Raw genomic sequence first — 18689 nt, forward strand, 5'->3', positions numbered from 1 at the left:
GTATATATGTTTATTTTCAGATAGTTTAGTTTTTAAAAAATCATCTAATGATTGAATGCTTGAAGCTATAAATAGATTTGACTCATCTTTTAATACTTCTCTAGCAATTGGGTTTCTCGTGGTAATTAAGTGAGGGGCTGGCATTATAACTCACCCTTGTCTCTATCCGGTTTTCCATTATTATCAAAAAATCTAACCTTACATTTAGGAAACCCAGAACAACCCCACCAAAATGAGTTTGGATTCTTTCCTTCCCGTCTAATCAGTGCAGAACCACAGGATTTGCAAAACTCAGTTTCGCTTGCTTTGGGTTTATCTGCCACTTTAGTCGTTATGCGGGGGTTTCCATTGTCATCAGGGTAAACCGTTTTACAGTCGGGATAGCGGTTACACGCATGAAAGAATGTACCTTTTGCGGCATTTTTTCTACGAATTAGCGTGCCTTGCTGACAAGTAGGGCATTTATGGCCACCTTCTGATTGTATTGATACTCCCTGCTCTTTAACGTTCTTAACCAAATCACGGACGAAACTATCAATTTCATTTATAAATTCAATAACTTCTGTCTTACCCTTCTCGATGCGGTTGAAGTATCCCTCCCATATTGCTGAGGTGTCTGGCATTACGATTCGGTCAGGCAATATTTCGCAATATTGTTGTCCTGCTTTGGTTGTCTTAAAAACAGGGTTCTTATAGCCTTTTTCTTTGCTGAAGCTTATAAGCTCAGATAACGATTTGAGTTTTTCAATGTGGCCAGCTCGCGTTGCTTCTGTACCGATTGAGCCGTTTTCCCCCTTTTTGCCTTTATCTTTTGCTTTCAACTGAGCTTTTAAGTCTGGATCTTTGATCCAATCTGCGGCTCTGGTCATCGCTGATAGCAATGACGCTTCATCGAAGTATTTAGGTGGTGTGGTCTCTTTCTCTGCAATGTCAACTTTTTCACATGTGCATTCAGTAGGGCTTTTTAGTGAGCCAATATCAAAAGTGTTGTCATTCTTAATTGCCTCGATTTGATCTTTAAAAAGCACCTCCCAACCCTGCTTGATAAGCGTAGTTTGGTTAGTCACGTATGTTCTTTCTGTGCAGCTAAACTCCACAGTTGTTTTCTCTCTCGAAGAGTTGGGATAAAACAGGGCGATAAAACGCTTTGCAACCATCTCATAGATGTTTCGTTCACCTTCTGAGAGGCTGACGCCTTGGCCACTTTTAGATGTTGGTATTACAGCATGGTGCGCTTCAATACGTTCATCGTTGAAGCAACGATGCTTAATGGATGTATCTGCCGATTGAGTGGCCGATGCAAGTCCTTCAACCGTCCCAGCGATTGCCGTTAAAATTTCATCAGCACTAGCATAGTGTGATTCACCTAAAAATTGGTTATCACTACGTGGGTACGTCAAAAGCTTGTGTTTCTCATATAAACTTTGAGCGTACTCTAATGTTTTACTAGCTGAGTAGCCGAACCGCTTAGATGCTTCAATTTGCAGTGAAGACAAATTGAAAGGTACAGGAGCTGCTGAAGATTCTTGCTTAGTTTCAACTTTCTCAACTCTTGCACTGGCACCGGAATCTGCTTTCTGAGTGGCTGCCGCTTCCAGTGAAGAGGTCAAGCGCCCTTTCTCGTCACGTTCAAAACTATCATCAATCACTAGCTTTGCTTTGACTGTGTTTGAACCAACCGCAAAATAACCAAATAATTCGTAATATTTGGCTTTGACGTGATTTTGGTTAGCCAGTGTCACAGAGTTAACAATACCTATCAGCGTGGATATTACACGACCCACGTTTAAAACGGATGTAAAGCCCTTTTCACGCGCTTTTAATGTATAAGCGCGAGTCAAGTTAATGCCGACCGAACTATCAGCAATAGTGCGGCTCAATGCTTTTAAAGTTAGATATTTATAATTTGAGTTTGGCTTCATATTGGCCAATGCTTTTTTAACTGGCGCATCGTTAAGGTCAGCGATTAATAAACGTTCAACAGGCTTTTTGTAATTAGCGTAAGTAATAATTTCATCGACAATCAAATTACCTTCACTATCTGGATCTCCAGCATGGACTAGGCTAGTTGATTGACTCATTAAACTGAGCACTGTTTTTAGTTGTTTTTCTGCTCCTTTTCTTGGTTTGAATTTAGGAGGATAGACGCTTGGAAAGGGTAAATGCTCGATGTTCCATTGCTTATGATCGATGTTGTAGTCTTGAGGTTCACAAATACTTAATAAGTGGCCAACACACCAAGTCACAACGTTATTACCATTTTGATAATAACCATCTTTTCGCTGCGTTTTTACGTCACCACCTAAGCCGCTAAAAATAGCGGCTGCCAACGATGGTTTTTCTGCTATGTATACTTTCATTTCTAGCCCTCTTTAAGATGCAGGAGTTGTTCAATCGTAAAGATCCGAACAAGATTTTTTTTATAACTGGTAAATGGATGCTTCGATTCATCAAATTGAATGTACTCGATCATATCGAAGCGCTTATCTAAAACAGCTTGAAGCTTGTCGTCAGGGACAATATAAAAAACAGCGTCCCAATATTTTTTTTGCCGAGCAATAACGTGACTTTTGAAAATCGAACGATAACGAGAAATGGCTTTTACCGTTCTTTCTGTTTCTATAGCGATTTTCTTTCCGCTTGGGGTTGTTATGATCGCATCAGGTCGATGCTCAACAGCAAAATCTTTTTTGAAAGATTGGCGGTCTCCGTTCCGCCAATTTGTCCAACCCGCTTTTTCTAAATTTATGCGTACTTGCTGATTGAGAAGCTTATGATTAAGTGTTGGGAACCGGATTCTATATGGTTCAAAAGCTTGAAAGTCACTGTCGGTTTCATCTATGTACTGAGCAAGACCTAAATCAGTAATGCCCCAAATTGAGATACTCCCCGTTGAAAATTCAAAAACGTGTTTTTGAATGTACCCCATGTTGATCAACTTCGTCAGCAGTCGGTCAAGTGGTTGACGACTTTTATAACCCATCAAAAGCATTAACGTTTTTAAATCTGTATAAATTTCTTGTTTGAGGAAGCGGATAACGATAGCCATTTTTTCTAAGTTTCGGTTTTCTCTATCAACCTTTGATGAAATCAAATTGCTCATAGATTCTTACCTATACTTTTTCGTGCTTTATGAAACGACAAACAAATTTGATTCACTTCGTTTAGAAGTCGAATCAGTTGATCGAGACAAGCCTTTCTTAGTTCTAGAGTTTCATTTTCTGTTAGCTCACCGCCAGTTCTGGCCATGTAGAGGTGAGTGAAGTAGTCATCAATGGTCAAAAAAATCTTTATGAACATTGCCGTCTCAGGCGTTATAAATTTTCGGTCAACATCAATCTGAAATTTCTTAGTGTTCATATAGCAAACATCCAAGTTCTTGTACTTGGATGTAAACTCTAAATCTAACTGACTGAACTGATCCCGAACCCCTTTAAGCTTAACCATTAGCTTATGTGCGGTTTTTTTAGAAAACTTGGTTTCAATTGATTCACTTTTCTTACTTGCGTAAGCAGAAATTGAAAAAATAGAAGATAGAATAAACGCGCCGTCTATTGGGTTTTTTATCTTTTTAGCTCTGTCACTAAACTTAATATGATCCCACAGCGCGGCGAGTCTTTTGTGTTTCAGTTCCATCATAAGCCCTCAATTTGTTTTTCGAGTTCAGCCAACAGGTCGGCTTCCTCTTCTGCTGTAAAATTCTCTTCTGAGTTATCGAGTTCAATGCTTTCATCATCGTCATCGCTTGAGTTGTTGACAACGAACATGTCTAAATCTAAATCGCTGTTATCATCAATCAAACTTTCAGTTTCGATTGATTCGCTCACTTCATCTTCATCACTCTCAGTGAGAGGTGATGAAATGCTTTCTTGAGTGAAAGGTGAATAGATAGACAATTCTTTCTTTTTCACTTTCACAGGTTGGATAACGGAAGATTTGGCAATCTCACTGGCCGTGAAAATGAAACTAACTTTTTCAGGCAGGTTCATTAACATATTTGAATCTACAAAGTTTCTCTCCGCTAACTTTATACTTCTTGTACCATCCACATTTTCAGTTAGAGATTTGCTTGTCTCAACTCTCCTTGTTTCATCATCAACAAGGATTGTCCCCGACATATCAGCAACCCACTTTGCCGTTTCCGGATCTTGAATTTTATACACAATTTTGTTTTTTGAGTTTTCGACAACCGACCCAACAACAGCATCACCATTTAGATCTGCGGGACAGTCCCGCAAGTCGGCTACTGATTGATGTGCCATGAGAATATGTACACCTTTATCACGTATCGCGCCCAACCCCTCCAAAACAGCTCGTGAAATATGGTATTTCAACTCGTCTAAGAAAATCGCAATCGGTCGAGGTTTTCCGTTAACCCTATCTCGACTTTCAGCAAGTTGATAAATTCGAAGCAGAATCATTTTCTGAGCAATCAGAACTTTTGCATTTCGGATTGAACCAATGATGTAACAACACCCTCCGTTGTCGAACACATCTTTCAGGTTTAATCCTCCTTCTGCATTGATTGACCCGACTAAAGACATTTCTTCAAGCTTCCCGTAAAACGCTTTTACAGTCTCTTGAAGACCCTGAACATAGGGAGTGTTGAAAAGTGATGCGAGGGTTTTTAACTCTTCTTCCATAGCCAACTGTGGGGCTTTCCTTGCTGCTTTTCGGTCATCAATACGGTAGAAGTCGGCAAGGTCTCCTTTTTCTGCCAAACTGAACCCTGCAACAAGTAATTCTTCTATTTGTTCAGGTGTTGCACCTGCTAACAAATCAAGCTGAGGATCGTGTTTGTTTAAATCAATTAGATAAAAAGGTTTTCCGTAATGGTCACACGCAGCTTTCATCAAGTGCGGAGCCCATTCGTCATTTTTTGGATCTTGCACAAATACACCTTCATCTGCACCAATCAACTGATAAAGCACCAAACCAACCGCAACACCTTTACCCGCACCCGTTGTGCCTATAGCGTCTAAATGCTGCTTCTGTAGAGTTTCAAGAGGGATGTATTGCGGTTTGCTGTTTACATCCAAACCAACAAAGACCCCTTTTTTTAGATCGATATAATCCAGTGGATCATAGTCGATACTCTTCGGCAAAAACTCTTTGATCGTGCGAACGTCTGTACGTTCATCACGCATTAACTTTGTTTTTTTAGTTGAAGCTATTTTCAATTTATTGATGAGTGGTGTGAGGCGTCTTCGAAAGAAGATATGAAGGCCAATGCCGCCCAAGAAAATTGGAAAGTTAAAGATTGAGTAAAATGGATACTGAACCATTTTATCTACAGAGATCTTGTACTCTTGAATGAACTTGATCAAGTGCGGGATCGTTAAGTTGCTGAATACGCCGATAGGTATTAGCACGAAGGCCAAAGCGATCAACGCTCTTCTTAGTACGCTGTCATCTTCTACTTTATCCGGTTTGTCAAAGTAGATTATTGGTAGAAGAAAACCAGAGATTAAGCTAAGAATCCATCCAAAATAGTATGTAAATACATACAATTTGGATGCGAGAATCAAGCATAGCTTGAAGATTCCGAACTCAATAACTTCTAGAAACATTCGTTGCACTCCTTGAGTTATTTCGGTGTCGTTCTTCGGTGTTATTGCTCGGTGTCTTGGTAACACCGACAGGAAACACCGAAGGATTAGGATAGATATGTTCTGGACGACCATATCTATCTGTTCCCCATGAATGGGGAATCATTGAAAAAAGGCTCTTTTTTCAATGGGTTGGAATGAATCATTTCCAATCTGGACGATTGAAAATAATCCATTCCAACCTATGGCAAAAACCGTCCCGCTGCGCGAGACCAAGCCCCTCTTCAAGTGCTCACAGCTCATTTTCTGCGTTCGTTCCTCACATGCTAGAAAATATCGCGTTCGACTACGAAGACGAGCTTGGTCTCGCCCACTTCGACGGTTTTTGGGGCAAGCCCCCAAAACAAACCGACTGCTGGGGCAGTCTCGATTTTCGCTGGGGCGAATCGTTTGTTTCGGCTCCCCCGTCTAAGTCAATTTTCAGTGGGCTGAAAAGTTGCCTTAGATGCTTATGAACGGAGTTCAACGCACTTAAAACCATTCAATTGAACCCCGCAAGGGGGCGCTTGTTGCGATTGAATGATTTTAAGCTAGGCAAACTAAGCCTCTTTTTCGTTGACGAAAAATCCGCTTGTTTGAAAAAAACACGCTCGACCCACTCCGCTTTTCCCCCAATTTTTAGATGGAGGGTGAGACAAAATTGGGGGGGGAGAGTGGCTTTCTCGCTTAGTTTTTTTATGAAAAAAGCCTTTCCCCGTTGGTCTAAATGTCTTTAAAAATCCTAGGGGATTTTTAACATTTATTGGGGTAAAGGCTTTTTGAAGGAAAGAGTAAATTAGCAATCCTTGGGGATTGAATTTACTCCTGTTTGGCGTTTTCGTTTGGAGTTTGGCTTGGTTGTTCTACTGGTGTTTGACTTGGTTTGGTTCTTATTTTTCTTCCTTTTCTTTGCTGAACATCTTGTGCCAAGGCTTCCATTAATGATGCTATATCAACACCAGATTCAATAATGGCCTTCCGTTGTGCTGCTAAGATTTCTTCTTGAAGTGCTTTTTCTTCTACTTCTCTTTGTTCACGTTCGTAAACTTCATCGTGAACAATTGTCAGCTTTTCGATAATCTCACTGATTAAGCTGGATGGTTCGGTTTTAAGATGCTTTCTTAGCTTTCTTAAATTATTCAGTTCGTTTATGTCCATTTTGCACCTATTGATTGTTAATCTTCTGCGGTCATTTTTACATTGCAATCACCGCACATAATGTTTAATGATGGTTTTCCCCAAGCCGCATTAAAACACCGTTCACACACAAATTTTACTCGCGTAGGTTTCACCTCGCTTATAATTTGTAGTTCACCTTGTTCATTGGCTTGAACTCCCCACTCTTCAAGTATATCGACAATTTCATGTAGAGTGTTAGTTGCAATCGCGTTCTTGACAATCTCTCTGGCCGGATACTTATCCGCCCAAGAGATTTTGAAATTTCCGCTGTATAGCTCATTACATAAGGCTTCAAAAATGCCACCTTTGATTATATAATCAGCCATTTTGTCACCTGTTTTCTTTCCACCTTCCTTACCGTTGTGCGATGGCATCAAACCGATGGACTCCATTTTATCAGCCCATTCTTTGTTGTGATAACCACCTCTCCCCTTGTTTCCAAAATGGTGCTGCCATAAATGTACCATCTCATGAGCTAAGGTTTGGAGAACTTCTTCGGGTGGACAAATGGCGAAATATGCCGGATTTAATGCAATTTCATCAGTCGTTTTTCCCGACTTACTAACGAAACGGCTTGCGCTAAAATAGCCGTAAGTGCTTTTTTCACGCTGTAACGTGATCAAACAGTGAGGCAGTTCATTAGCGAAAAGTCGCTCATTGAAAAAATCATAAGCGATTTGAAGTTCATTATAAGTATCAACGGTCGGCTTCATCATAATTATGTTTTGTATTGTACAATACAAAACATTTTACCAAACGTTAGATGTCAATCCTATCTGCTGATCTTGTTTTTTAAGCCAATTTGTTTGACACATGTTTCATTTTTACTTTGTCAAAATGAAACATGTTAACCAACTCACCCTGCCGAACTTCTTTAATTTCGATAATCTTCCGGCCATAGCTGAAGTGTCTAGATGCTTGTATAAACACATCTACATTATCGACAATCTGTTTTTTAGCCAACTCAAAGCTGATATTACCTTGGCTTGCAATCAAGTATTGCAAGCGCGAAACAGCATCATCACAACTGTTCGCATGGAGAGTGGTAGCGCAGCCGCTGTGACCAGTATTGATTGCTTGCAAAAATGCATCAGCAGCGCTTGGTTTCCGTATTTCTCCAACCCAGATTCGATCCGGTCGTACACGAAGAGACGTTTCGATCAACTTGGCCATATCAATAAATGAATCTTTTCGGTGTGGTGCTTCCATTGCGATTTTGAAAGGCAGCCAATCGATATAGAGCTCTTGCGTATCTTCGCAAATGGCAATCCGTTCATTTATGGGTATGTATCTAGAGAGTGCTCTCAACAGCGTTGTTTTCCCGCTGCCTGTATTCCCTGACACTAAAATGTTCTTGCCTTGTTTAATTACATCAACAAGGTATGCATACATTTCATCAGTTAGAGCATCATACTCAACAAGTTTTTCAAGCTTTATATGCTCCTTGGGTGCGATACGTAATGTCATGGTTGCACCTTGCGGTGTTACCTGTGGCAACGTGCAACAAAGGCGAGAACAATCGGGTAAACGTGCATCTAAAATGGGATTCTCTGCATTAAATTCTTGATTTAATGCAACTGATACTTGATTTATGAGATTTACAAACTTAGCTTCAGATTCAAACTTTACGTCTGTAAATTCAATTCGACCGTTCTTTTCAATTGACACTCGATCAAATCGGTCAACGAAGATTTCTGTTACTCCTGCGGTCTCATAAAGTTCTCGTAACCCTCCAAAATGTTGCTCAACCCACGTCCATTCGAACTCTTTATCTTTCGGAACTAAGCCAAAAATCGTTTCTATAAAATCACTCATATAATTAACTCATTGCAAGCTTACCCACCTTTGTTGTGGATAACGTTCATGATAAGTGTAACGGTCTATTAGTTAGTAGTAGTGTGTTTCACCGTAGAGTTGACCATTTCTGTAAACTTCGGTAAACCTCAACGTTTTTGAGCAATGACGTGGCGATCGATAACCATTTTTGCTCGAATACTGACAATAAGTGCCTTTAACAATTTCTTGTTGAGTCATGCCCCACTCGACACACCGAGTTTCCGAATCTTTTCCATGCTGATACCTTTCTTCTCTCACGCAATATTTATAAGGGGGAATTAACGCGGCAATGCCTGATTTTGCATCAAATCTATCTGAATTATCTTCGTTGACAGACGCACCGACTAAGCAGGAACTAAAACTAGGCAATGGAGATTTATGTTTTTTGATTCGTTTTTTAAACTCACTTTTAGCTTCTCCACATCCAGATGGAAATCCCATAGGTAAGCACATCCAAATGGCACATTCAGCATCAGAGTCAGCCTTTGCGTCTGGTGAAAATATTGAATAGAAAAATGGCGTGGTCAGAAATATGAATAGTAAAAATTTATCTTTTAACATCGTTAAGTTCCTCATAATGATTTAACACACGAGCTATGTATTGCTCTGTTTCTGGAAATGGCGGAATTCCTTTGTATTTTTTTACATTGCTCTCCCCAGCGTTGTAAGCCGCCAAAGCCAAAGGAATGCTTTCATATTTAGTGATCAACTTAGAAAGCATTTGAACACCCGTATTAATGTTTTCATTCGGATTAAATGGATCAATACCATAGTGTTTAGAATTTGAGTCCATTATCTGCATCAAGCCTTTAGCCCCTTTCGGTGATACCGCAGATGCATCAAAACCACTTTCATTTTTAATTACTGATATAACAAGGTTCTCTGGTACACCGTAAATCTGGCTATAAGTTTTGATTACATCGCAATATTTCACACAATGTGCAGCTTTCGGCGCAGGTCTGTTATAGGTTGACGACCAAGCAAGGTAATTTCTTTCGCCTTTTTTTACTTGTGCATGTGCAGTAACTGAAAATGAGCACATCAATAATAAAAGTAATATATATTTCATAGATTATCCGCTATTACTAACGCCGCTTCGCGTTGTTCCATACAAATAAAAAATTAGCAGATAGCGAATTTTTTATTTGCATGCTAGGTTAAATGAATTTCGATTTGATACCACTTTAAGACATTTAAATTCTGCAAGCTTTTCTCCCTTCTTATATATTTGTAATAAGAAAGTGTTGCCACTGATAATGGTTTACAGATGCAATTCACCTCCTTACTTTCAATATGCTTTATTTCGGACACTAATAATTTGTTCAGCCTACTTTGATTCCGCGCCTTGTCTGACTTATAGAGCATTGGGGAGCATAGTGTTACTTTCGATACATTGGCTTTCTTCAGTCTGCTGATCAACAGCTTGAGTTCCAAGTACGTTGCTTTATCAAATGCCTGTGTTGGCCGCGCTAGATGCACTGATACTGAGCGCCTGTTAAGTAGGTCGGGAACGATCGCTAACTTTGAGCCTTCACACTCTTTGATCACGAATGTATAACAATGAATGACAACCAGAAGAAAAGCGGCCAGTAGATAAAAAATTGGTTCTGAGTCTGAAACAGATAAACAAACTATCGCGCACAGAGTCATTTGAAGTGTTCTGATATTTCTGTCTCTTACAAAATGACAGTCCAAACCGAATTGCTTTCTGATTAATTTAAAAAACAGGATAAAACATAAAAACGCTAACAAATATTTGATTAATTCCATATAAACCCCAATAAAAAAGGCAGTTAATTAAACTGCCTTTTTCAAAGTTCGTGATTTTATTTTTTCTTTCTCAGCAACCCTAAAGCACCAAGTAAAAGTAAACCAAATCCAACTGAGCCGCCGCCTGAATCACCACTAGAACCTGTATTACCACCGTCAGGAATGCTTGGTTTAGGTTTGTTTACGTGCACATATTCATTTGCTGAGAGATAAAGCTTGCCCTCTCCGGAACCTTCAACGATATAGGTACATTTATCAAAAGCAGCAATTGCGTTATTTCCTAAGCATGAGCCACCTACAAGGGTAATTGCTCCATCTGTATACGCTGAATCAGCCGTTACGTTACGATGCAGTGATTGAACGGTAATTGTTGCACTATTAGCGGTCGTCGTAGCTAGAGTTGGATAGTGCCAAGCATCTACTTCATCGAGTAACCAATCTTTCACTGTGCTTAATCGAGTCGCTAACATCGTACCGGCTGCACCAGAGTTATGGATAGCAACAATATCACCGACTTGGTTTGTCCAAGCACCGCCGCTGTCGCCAGCTTGTGTAGTACCGTTACCAGTATCAATTGAAGCGTACCAATATGGGTTAGCTGTGCCAGCAGAGTTAATTTGTGTCTGTGCAACCTTTAACTGTTGGGTTCCAGCAAAACCATAAATATTGATGGTATCGCCATTGTTAACGGGCTCACTATTCAAGTTCGCAACGAAACGAATGTCTTTTGTTTGGTAAGGAGTGTCTAAAGTCCAAACCGAAATATCGGGACCATTCGGATCACCAAGACCTAGAGGGTTATTGCTGACTGTCGCACTTTTAAAGCTACCATCAGAGAAAAGAATGTTATTATTTTGTAGTTCACAGTGGCCAGCTGTAAGCAGATACTTGCCACCAATGACTGTACCGGTACAGTTGAATGTAGCCATATCTGAATATTGAGACCAGTCTAGAGACGTTCCATTCTCGATCGCCATTGTTGCCTGAGATGCCATAGCCAAGGTGATGAATACAAGCGATTTTTTCATTTTAAGTGTCCATTTCTTGATTAACTGAGTACATTTTACAGTTAAAAATATTTAACTGTCAATGTAAAAATTAAATATGTTTAACTATTTTTATTAGGTAAGCCATGTAACATATCGATATATGACTGCGCGCGCTTATGCCCGTTTTCTACGTCTGCTGCTATTTGGTGAATGCGTGTGGGCGCTGTGTATCCCCACCGATTTGCAAGTTCAGGAGCTGTCCAGCCCTTTGACTCATAGTGGTCTTTAAACTCGGTTCTTGTCATAAAAAACCCTCAGAAAGTTAAATATATTTAATACTAACTGAGGGTTTAACCGTTAACAACTATATTTATTATTTATTTAGGAAAGCAAACTGCTCTTGCAGTCACAGTTGTATCTCCCGCACTTGCATGAAGGATCCAACGGCCACTGTTTTCATAGACTTTTCCTTGTTCCATAAAGCCTCTGTAATCACCTTCAACGCCAGCCAAAGCGCAATTATAAGTAGATGTTGGCTCCATAGTCACAGTGCGAACAGTATTTATTGCTGATGTAGAGTAATGTTTAGCACTTCCACCACTTGTTTGTAGCGATAGCTCACTAGTTGTAAAGCCGTTAGTTCTAGTTGTGTGTGGATTGTATGCATTGAGTTGATCATCTGTTTTAATCGCTTCGTCATATGTTATCTTGGCAGCAACACTACCACTACCAAGAACCACTAAGAGAGCGGCGATAAGCCGTTTCTTCATTGTCCATCTCCTATTTATTTACATTGTAGATTGACGGTAACAAGCCCTAAATGTAGAGCTACATTATCGCTGTTTGAATTTCGTTTTGCGCTGGCATCAAGCCCTACTTGGATATGAGTAGCTGTCTCGTTAAGCTTATACGCACGCTGCATTCCGGTTAATGTGTGATATCTGTCTGTTAACACCTCCGTAATTGAAAAACTTGGTACAACACTTTTTCCTGTTGGACATTTAGGTTTTTGAATCCAGGCACCATGTCCAACGGTGTAAATATCCGTTAATCGACCTGATACCCCTCTTTGTGTTCCGTCAGAATTCCTTATCGTTACGTCTTTAACATTGGTAATTGCAAAGTTGCCGCCCACATCCCAATCGCCTAGCAGCGTTGAATCGTCACCACTACGCTTAACTAGAGAATCGTAAGCAAAAGCCTTGTCTGGTCTGTCTACTCGCAATGTGAGCGTGTTGCTTGCATCGTTGTAAACGACATTTGGCATCTGTGATGCGTATTGAAGAACTGCTGCACGTTCGAACTTGAAATTATTGTCTGTTTTATCCGGCAAGTTGATAACAATTTCAGCTCTGTAATGGGTAGGACTTGCAGCATTAGGAACGGGAACAACTGAGTAGTTACTGTCAGGTATCAAGCCTAGTGATGTTTGATTATAACGCTCACAAAAGCCTTTCTCGTTGTCACTCACCGAACAAGTTGGGATATACACTCCTTCCAAGTCACTAAATCCTGTTGGAAAAATGGATTGGGTATTTACACCCCAACCCGCCTGATAACGATCCGCTGCATAAGCATGAATTGAATCTCTGTAATAGAGTAAACGTTCATAAAATTTCTCAGCGGTTTGGTTCATTCTTTGATGCTGAACATACTGCGAATAATAAATTACAAATGCTGATGTAATCGTTAACGCAATTAATAATGCAGCAAGACTAGATAAACCTTTTTCGCGGTTTAAAGACTTGTACAAAAAACCTCACTTATTTAATGCACCCTGTAATTACATCCAATTGCTGCCAATCTGGAAGACTAAAACTTAAAGGAGCATAAAATATCATTGAATTGGCACTATATTCATTGCTTTCTAGAAATCTTGAAACACTTGAAAGCATAGAACTATCATTGAAGTGAGCAGTTATTTTAATAGCCACTGGCTTAACATTCGTCATTGTTGAATGTTGAACATACTCGACTGTGAAATCAATTGAATTGAAAGAGCTATCTAGATTTAAATGACTCATAGACAGCTCAGTTTGACTTAGACACCGAGAGCTCAACACATCCTCTGAATAATTTACATTACTCAATTGGATTATTTTATTCACATATGCTTCAACTGATTTAGCTGAAGCATATGAATATCCCAATTGAGCGACAGGAGGAACTAACGTTATTAATAAAAAAACGAGGATGCTAAGTTTTACGGCTAACTCACCAGTTAAGATTCCTCTCTGCTTATTCATTAGTAGGTCATTGTAATGCTATTGGATCCCGTTGAAATGGACGAACAACCACTAGCCTCTGTACAGTCACCTCGCGTTGAGGAAGCTACTGAATCAGCCAAAGAAGCAATCTTATTAGTATCTTGTGGAATCGTGGCCACGACATCAAAAAGACCAGATGAACCTGAATTTACTCTAATATCCCAGTCACCGCCATAGATGTTTGTGCCTTTACCATCGTCAGAGTCACCACAAACAGATTTACCTAATTCACCAGAAGCACATACTTTTGCTATCGATACACCAGTGAAACCAGTTCGACCTTTTTTCCAGTTTGGAACAGCCTGTGCGATTTGGTTAGCTTGCCATGTAAAGTGGATCTCTCTAGCCTTATCCCAAATTTTGGGAGACTGAGACGCGACAAAGATTAGCATTGCAACAATACCCACTAAATAACCGATAAACTCTGCACTTAGCGCACCACGTTGTTTTTTTAAACTCATTTTAATACCCGAATTTTACTTTAGTGATTGAATCGAATGCTAGAAGCATTACACCAGACAGGACGAGGCAACCAAATGAATATGTCACAACATTGGTTATTCTAACGCCCCAAGTTTTTAGTTTATTAATTTCATCAGTTAATTTTTCCTGATGAATAATCGAACTTCTTTTTAATGTCTTAGAAAAATCTCCTATATCGCCAAGTAATTTTAATGTATCGACTTCTTCATCTACTAAAAGACCTGTATCGAAGATGTCACCGAGGTTTGTTTTACCAGTCCCCATAATATCAAACATTTTATCTATGTGGAGTGACACATACTTTCCACACTCTTCTTGATATTGAAGTAAAGCTTGTTTGATATTTGTTCCAATAGAGACTTGATGAGCAATAGACGTTAATAAGTTTGCGCACTGAATATAACGATACTGCTTATAAACAGGCAAGTTATCTACATACTTTCTACTATCACCACACCAATATTTTAAACTGATAAACATTGATATGAAAACGATAAAAAATATGACTGATATTACTAAACCATAGTTAAGCCAGAACAAGCCAAACTCATTTGCTAATACACTGACTGTCCCCCATCGCCTCCGGCTAACCAATTCAGCCAAACTTGGGAAAGCGAACTTGGAAGTTAGTGCGCTCGCCAAAAAAACAATGATTAAACTCAGAATCGGTTTCCTAAAAACCTTAACTAACTGAGTTGTACTAGCATTTTCTATTTTTAGTGAATCAATCGCATCTTGTAGACCTGCGTTAAACTCACCAAGTTTTTCATTGCTTAATAAGCTAAGGTAGGCATTTTTAGAAAGGTAATCTTTCAAGCCGTGAGCCATTGAAAAACCGCTTCCTAATGAGATTTTGCAACTTTCAGCCGCTAACTTCTCCTTCTTATTACCGTATTTTGATATTTGGTCTGCTATTCCTTTTTGTAAAACGCCCGCATCCGAGAGACGCTTTATTTTTTGTAATAGCTCAATTTGACTCTGTACATTCATTCTGATTGCCATACAACACCTTAAAAGAAAGAATTGTAAATATCTCTTGTCTCTTGCGGCATCAGCCCTAGGACTCGCTCGCTTGCTGTAAAGACGTCTATTTCACCTCGCAAAATTTTTAAATTTGCATGACTAATAATATCTTTAAAGCCTTTCGCTTTTAGTGCCTGAGCCCATCCGAGATAATCTTTATTGAGAATGTAACGGCGGTCTTCATCGTCTAAAACAAGCATTTCAATAACGCTCGTTCGCCCCTTTTCGCCTTTGATACAATGTGAACAACCTTCGGGATTTTTAAACCTGACGTTATCGAGGCTCTTATCCTTTTGTGTCTCAATCCAGATCTCTAAACGACCTTTATCTCTTTGTGATAGGACGTTCAAAGCTTCTTCTTTGGTTAACGAACACTTAGGACAAACCTTTCTGACTAAAGCCTGATAGATCCAAAGCCTCATCAAGTTTGGTGCAGAAATCAAAGAGACAGGGACACCCATTTGTTCAGACAGAGTATGTGCGATACCGATGCATGAAGATGTATGTAAAGTAGCAAACATCAACTGCCCTGTTTCACCTTTGCGGCACACACTCATAGCCCCTTTTTCTTCGCGGACTTCACCATGCATTTCGACGTCTGGATCGTGACGCAATAAATACTTGGCCACATCTACAAAAGTATCGCTGTCAGCAGTATTTGAAATCGATGTTTGAATCACACCAATATCAAACTCCACTGGTTCTTCAATGGTATTGATAGCTCGACCTTTGCCCTTCATCGAGTTCAAAGCCGCAGCTAGAGTTGTTGACTTACCACTCCCCGTTTGCCCCGAAATCAAACAAACGCCATTTGATGAGTCAGTAAAATCAATAAATGTATCGTAGTGGCCTTGTTCCCATCCCAAATCGGTGATCTCAGGAATGTTAGGATCTTTATTTAACCAACGAAGCGTTAGCTGACCCCCTCCATCTGCATAAATGTATGCGAGCCGCCATTTACACAAACGCTTACCATCTGGCGTATCAAGTTCGATTTCTAGTCGTCCATCGTTAGCTTTATTTTCAGAAAAGTCATGCTTCTTCTGAGTTGCTTCGTTGAACATGTAACCGCAGAGCAGCATACCGAATTCTTTTTCGGGGATCTGTTTCTGTAGCGGTGTAATACGTCCATCTACCCGAACGTTGATTTCGGTTCTATCTCGATATATCTCGAAATGTATATCAGACACACCAAGCATGGCCGATTTTTGTAGAATATCCCTCGCGGCTTCAGCAATCTTGGATATTTTCGCTTTATCCACAAAAGCAAAGTTGTTTTTGTTTGATATTGTTTTGTCAATATACGCTGCAACCTCACTCACAGATTTCTTAACAACTTTAGGTCGCCGACCGTTTAACTCAGGAATCAAATTTCGATGCTCTTTGTATTCCTTCATAATTTCCGGTATTGATTGACTATCTAAATCACTGGTATGGATCTCTCCGTTATCCAGTAATACGGCATCTTGATGCCGAAGGTAAACATTCTTTAGCCCCTCCGTTTGTAACACATCACTCATTTAAACCACCTTTCTCATTGGTACTAATATCAACCGATACAGGTTCCTCCATGAAACTAATGACTCGACCTTTGTACTTGTACTGTATCGAGTTCCATTCCGCAGCTAGAGGTGATGAAATACCACTACCCGTTCGCCCCGAAATCAGACGAACACCTTTTAATGATTCAGTAATATCATCACTCACTTACACCACCTTCAGGAACCATCTGATGATTAAAGAATTTTTGGAATGTTTCATTAGTGCCAAGGTCTCTGAAAATGACCGAATTACTCGATATAGAGACAACTTTAACACCATAGAACGCCGCCCCTTCCGCAATTGGTAAATCCTCACCGTCCACGCTCACCCAAGCGCGTTTGCTTTTTGTTGACGTGATAATGCTAGAAACAACGATCCGGTCTTTAAACGGAATAGTTAAAGTAACTTTATCAAGAGCTTTTTGCTGTACTTCATCAATAGACGGTGCATTCAGTTCTTCAAGTTTCTTTTGAGCTTCTTTCAATGCTATCTGTGAATTAACGTAGTCGATTTGAACAGTGTTTGAGTATTTGCTCTCAAGATTTCGAAGCACTTTCTCACCGTCTTTTGTGAGCTTGAAGGTTGGCTGTTTCACTTCATGACTAGCTTTTGTAACACTTGTCGATTTTTTGGCTTCGTAATAAGACGAAGGCTGACTTCGTACATCGTCCACACTTTGTTTTGGAAGCTCTGTTGTTGCACTGGCCACATCAATCGAAGTGGATGGAGATTGATCTTGCTCTGCCAAATCTATCTGCTTATATACATCTAACTCAGCAGCATCAACCACTACTTGAGCTTTCGGGCTATCCGAAGATATAAAATCGTAAACCGAATAGATAACCAAAAACGAAGCAAAAACTAAAATATAAATGGTCTTCTTTGGAAGTTTCTTAAAGTTCATTTACTAACCCTTGCAAATTAAAGGACATGACTAATTTGACATTTTCACTGTCTTGTTTAGTCATGCTGAATGATTTCATTGTTACTGATGGAGTCTTTAGAATGGATGAAAGTATTCGAACATTTCCCAAATGAGCGTCCAGTTCCAACTCAAAATATACAACGGAAATATCTTCAAAAAGGCTTTCTGACTTCTTAGTTACTTTCGCACCTAGCCACTCTAAAGCATCAATCAGATCGCTTTTATAACTAGAGATAAAAGCCGGATTAAATCCACTTACATGAGAAAGTGAAACAGACAACTGGTTGTTGCTAAGATTGTAATGATTTTTAAATCCCTCATTACTCTCTAACCAATCTCGAATGACTTTCTGGCGAACGTCATTTAGCTTGAGTGATGAAACCAACCTGTCACCATCCAAATCAACCTTGTCGATTTCAATAGGGGCAGGAGCAAGCTTTGCTTCTATAAAGATGTTCAACGCATTATCAATCACATCTGAAGCAAGCACATTTGTATCAAAACCTTCAAGAAAGAGCTCTTTTTCAGTTTTGGGCTTCTCAGCGACTGCGACTGTCTGAGTTTCATTTTCAGAAAAAAACCATACAGAAGAAATAGCGATAATAAGCACCAAAACAACTGGAAGAGTGACCGATTTAATCGACTTTTTTACTTGCTTTAAAGCAAACGGCTTCAAATCATCTTGAGATATTGGATTGATTGGGTATTGCTTGTCTTTTTGAAAGTTTAATTCTCCATTTGCAACGAGAATTTTTGATGCAATGTGAATATCATAACTAAGGTCATGAAGCAGTGTTTCTAAATCAGCAACCGCTTCTGCATGAACACCTTCATTATCGAATGAACACGCATACCATATTTCACTTTCTAACTTTTCAAGATAAACAAAAGGGGATTGAATATCCCCTTGTCTTTGCAAAACAGCCTTTATTGCCTCTGCTTTTGCGTAAGTAAATTCATCTTGATAGTAGCGAACCAATTCACCATTCGATTCCAAAACTAATTCATAGTTTGAAGGATGTTTTCTTTGATGCTTGGCTAATTGCTTTCTATCAATCAGCTTCGCTTGATTACTAACTATCATAAA

General features: G+C 39.5%; 20 protein-coding genes. All 20 read right to left on the minus strand.

Annotated elements, in window-relative coordinates; all coding sequences use genetic code 11:
- Window positions 1–143 precede the first annotated feature (143 nt).
- The 20 genes from topB to B9J87_RS09485 all read right to left on the minus strand — a co-directional run bounded on the left by topB (window position 144) and on the right by B9J87_RS09485 (window position 18686).
- Window positions 144–2360 (minus strand): DNA topoisomerase III, encoded by a 2217-nt coding sequence (gene topB / locus B9J87_RS09390; protein WP_094125937.1) that lies wholly within the window; start codon window positions 2358–2360, stop codon window positions 144–146.
- A gap of 2 nt (window positions 2361–2362) precedes the next feature.
- Entirely contained in the window at window positions 2363–3103 is a 741-nt protein-coding gene (mobC, locus tag B9J87_RS09395) for a MobC family replication-relaxation protein (protein WP_094125936.1), read from the minus strand.
- Window positions 3100–3639, minus strand: coding sequence for a hypothetical protein (locus B9J87_RS09400; protein WP_094125935.1), 540 nt, complete (start codon window positions 3637–3639; stop codon window positions 3100–3102). The genes mobC and B9J87_RS09400 overlap by 4 nt, the downstream gene beginning before the upstream one ends.
- Window positions 3636–5570 carry a type IV secretory system conjugative DNA transfer family protein gene (locus tag B9J87_RS09405; protein WP_094125934.1) on the minus strand — a complete coding sequence of 645 codons (1935 nt, stop codon included), beginning with the start codon at window positions 5568–5570 and terminating at the stop codon, window positions 3636–3638. Before B9J87_RS09405 ends, B9J87_RS09400 begins: the two co-directional genes overlap by 4 nt.
- Window positions 5571–6407: 837 nt before the next feature.
- Entirely contained in the window at window positions 6408–6746 is a 339-nt protein-coding gene (locus tag B9J87_RS09410; RefSeq protein ID WP_094125933.1) for an H-NS family histone-like protein, read from the minus strand.
- Between the two features lie 17 nt (window positions 6747–6763).
- Window positions 6764–7483 carry a SprT-like domain-containing protein gene (locus B9J87_RS09415; protein WP_094125932.1) on the minus strand — a complete coding sequence of 240 codons (720 nt, stop codon included), beginning with the start codon at window positions 7481–7483 and terminating at the stop codon, window positions 6764–6766.
- 76 nt (window positions 7484–7559) lie between these two features.
- Complete coding sequence (locus B9J87_RS09420) at window positions 7560–8582, minus strand: CpaF family protein (protein ID WP_094125931.1); 1023 nt, start codon at window positions 8580–8582, stop codon at window positions 7560–7562.
- Between the two features lie 72 nt (window positions 8583–8654).
- A complete protein-coding gene (locus B9J87_RS09425) occupies window positions 8655–9164 on the minus strand; it encodes a hypothetical protein (RefSeq protein ID WP_094125930.1) in 510 nt (169 codons plus the stop codon).
- Window positions 9151–9672 (minus strand): lytic transglycosylase domain-containing protein, encoded by a 522-nt coding sequence (locus B9J87_RS09430; protein ID WP_094125929.1) that lies wholly within the window; start codon window positions 9670–9672, stop codon window positions 9151–9153. The genes B9J87_RS09425 and B9J87_RS09430 overlap by 14 nt, the downstream gene beginning before the upstream one ends.
- A gap of 757 nt (window positions 9673–10429) precedes the next feature.
- Window positions 10430–11401 carry a trypsin-like peptidase domain-containing protein gene (locus tag B9J87_RS09440; protein ID WP_094125927.1) on the minus strand — a complete coding sequence of 324 codons (972 nt, stop codon included), beginning with the start codon at window positions 11399–11401 and terminating at the stop codon, window positions 10430–10432.
- 80 nt (window positions 11402–11481) lie between these two features.
- A complete protein-coding gene (locus B9J87_RS17630) occupies window positions 11482–11667 on the minus strand; it encodes a hypothetical protein (RefSeq protein ID WP_141138085.1) in 186 nt (61 codons plus the stop codon).
- Window positions 11668–11739: 72 nt separating this feature from the next.
- Window positions 11740–12132 (minus strand): hypothetical protein, encoded by a 393-nt coding sequence (locus tag B9J87_RS09445; RefSeq protein WP_094125926.1) that lies wholly within the window; start codon window positions 12130–12132, stop codon window positions 11740–11742.
- Window positions 12133–12146: 14 nt separating this feature from the next.
- Entirely contained in the window at window positions 12147–13115 is a 969-nt protein-coding gene (locus tag B9J87_RS09450; RefSeq protein WP_094125925.1) for a hypothetical protein, read from the minus strand.
- A 10-nt stretch (window positions 13116–13125) separates the two neighbouring features.
- On the minus strand, window positions 13126–13608 hold the full coding sequence (locus B9J87_RS09455; protein ID WP_094125924.1) for a hypothetical protein: 483 nt from the start codon (window positions 13606–13608) through the stop codon (window positions 13126–13128).
- Complete coding sequence (locus B9J87_RS09460) at window positions 13608–14090, minus strand: hypothetical protein (protein ID WP_094125923.1); 483 nt, start codon at window positions 14088–14090, stop codon at window positions 13608–13610. Before B9J87_RS09460 ends, B9J87_RS09455 begins: the two co-directional genes overlap by 1 nt.
- A gap of 1 nt (window position 14091) precedes the next feature.
- Window positions 14092–15114, minus strand: coding sequence for a hypothetical protein (locus tag B9J87_RS09465; protein ID WP_094125922.1), 1023 nt, complete (start codon window positions 15112–15114; stop codon window positions 14092–14094).
- Between the two features lie 8 nt (window positions 15115–15122).
- On the minus strand, window positions 15123–16655 hold the full coding sequence (locus B9J87_RS09470; protein WP_094125921.1) for a GspE/PulE family protein: 1533 nt from the start codon (window positions 16653–16655) through the stop codon (window positions 15123–15125).
- Window positions 16648–16842, minus strand: a complete 195-nt coding sequence (locus B9J87_RS09475) for a hypothetical protein (protein ID WP_094125920.1) — start codon at window positions 16840–16842, stop codon at window positions 16648–16650. Before B9J87_RS09475 ends, B9J87_RS09470 begins: the two co-directional genes overlap by 8 nt.
- Entirely contained in the window at window positions 16835–17581 is a 747-nt protein-coding gene (locus tag B9J87_RS09480; protein WP_094125919.1) for a hypothetical protein, read from the minus strand. The genes B9J87_RS09475 and B9J87_RS09480 overlap by 8 nt, the downstream gene beginning before the upstream one ends.
- Window positions 17571–18686, minus strand: coding sequence for a hypothetical protein (locus B9J87_RS09485; RefSeq protein ID WP_094125918.1), 1116 nt, complete (start codon window positions 18684–18686; stop codon window positions 17571–17573). Before B9J87_RS09485 ends, B9J87_RS09480 begins: the two co-directional genes overlap by 11 nt.
- Between the last annotated feature and the right edge of the window lie 3 nt (window positions 18687–18689).

The sequence above is a fragment of the Vibrio sp. V19_P1S1T109 genome, from assembly GCF_002241375.1.
GTDB classification, from domain to species: Bacteria; Pseudomonadota; Gammaproteobacteria; order Enterobacterales; family Vibrionaceae; genus Vibrio; species Vibrio anguillarum.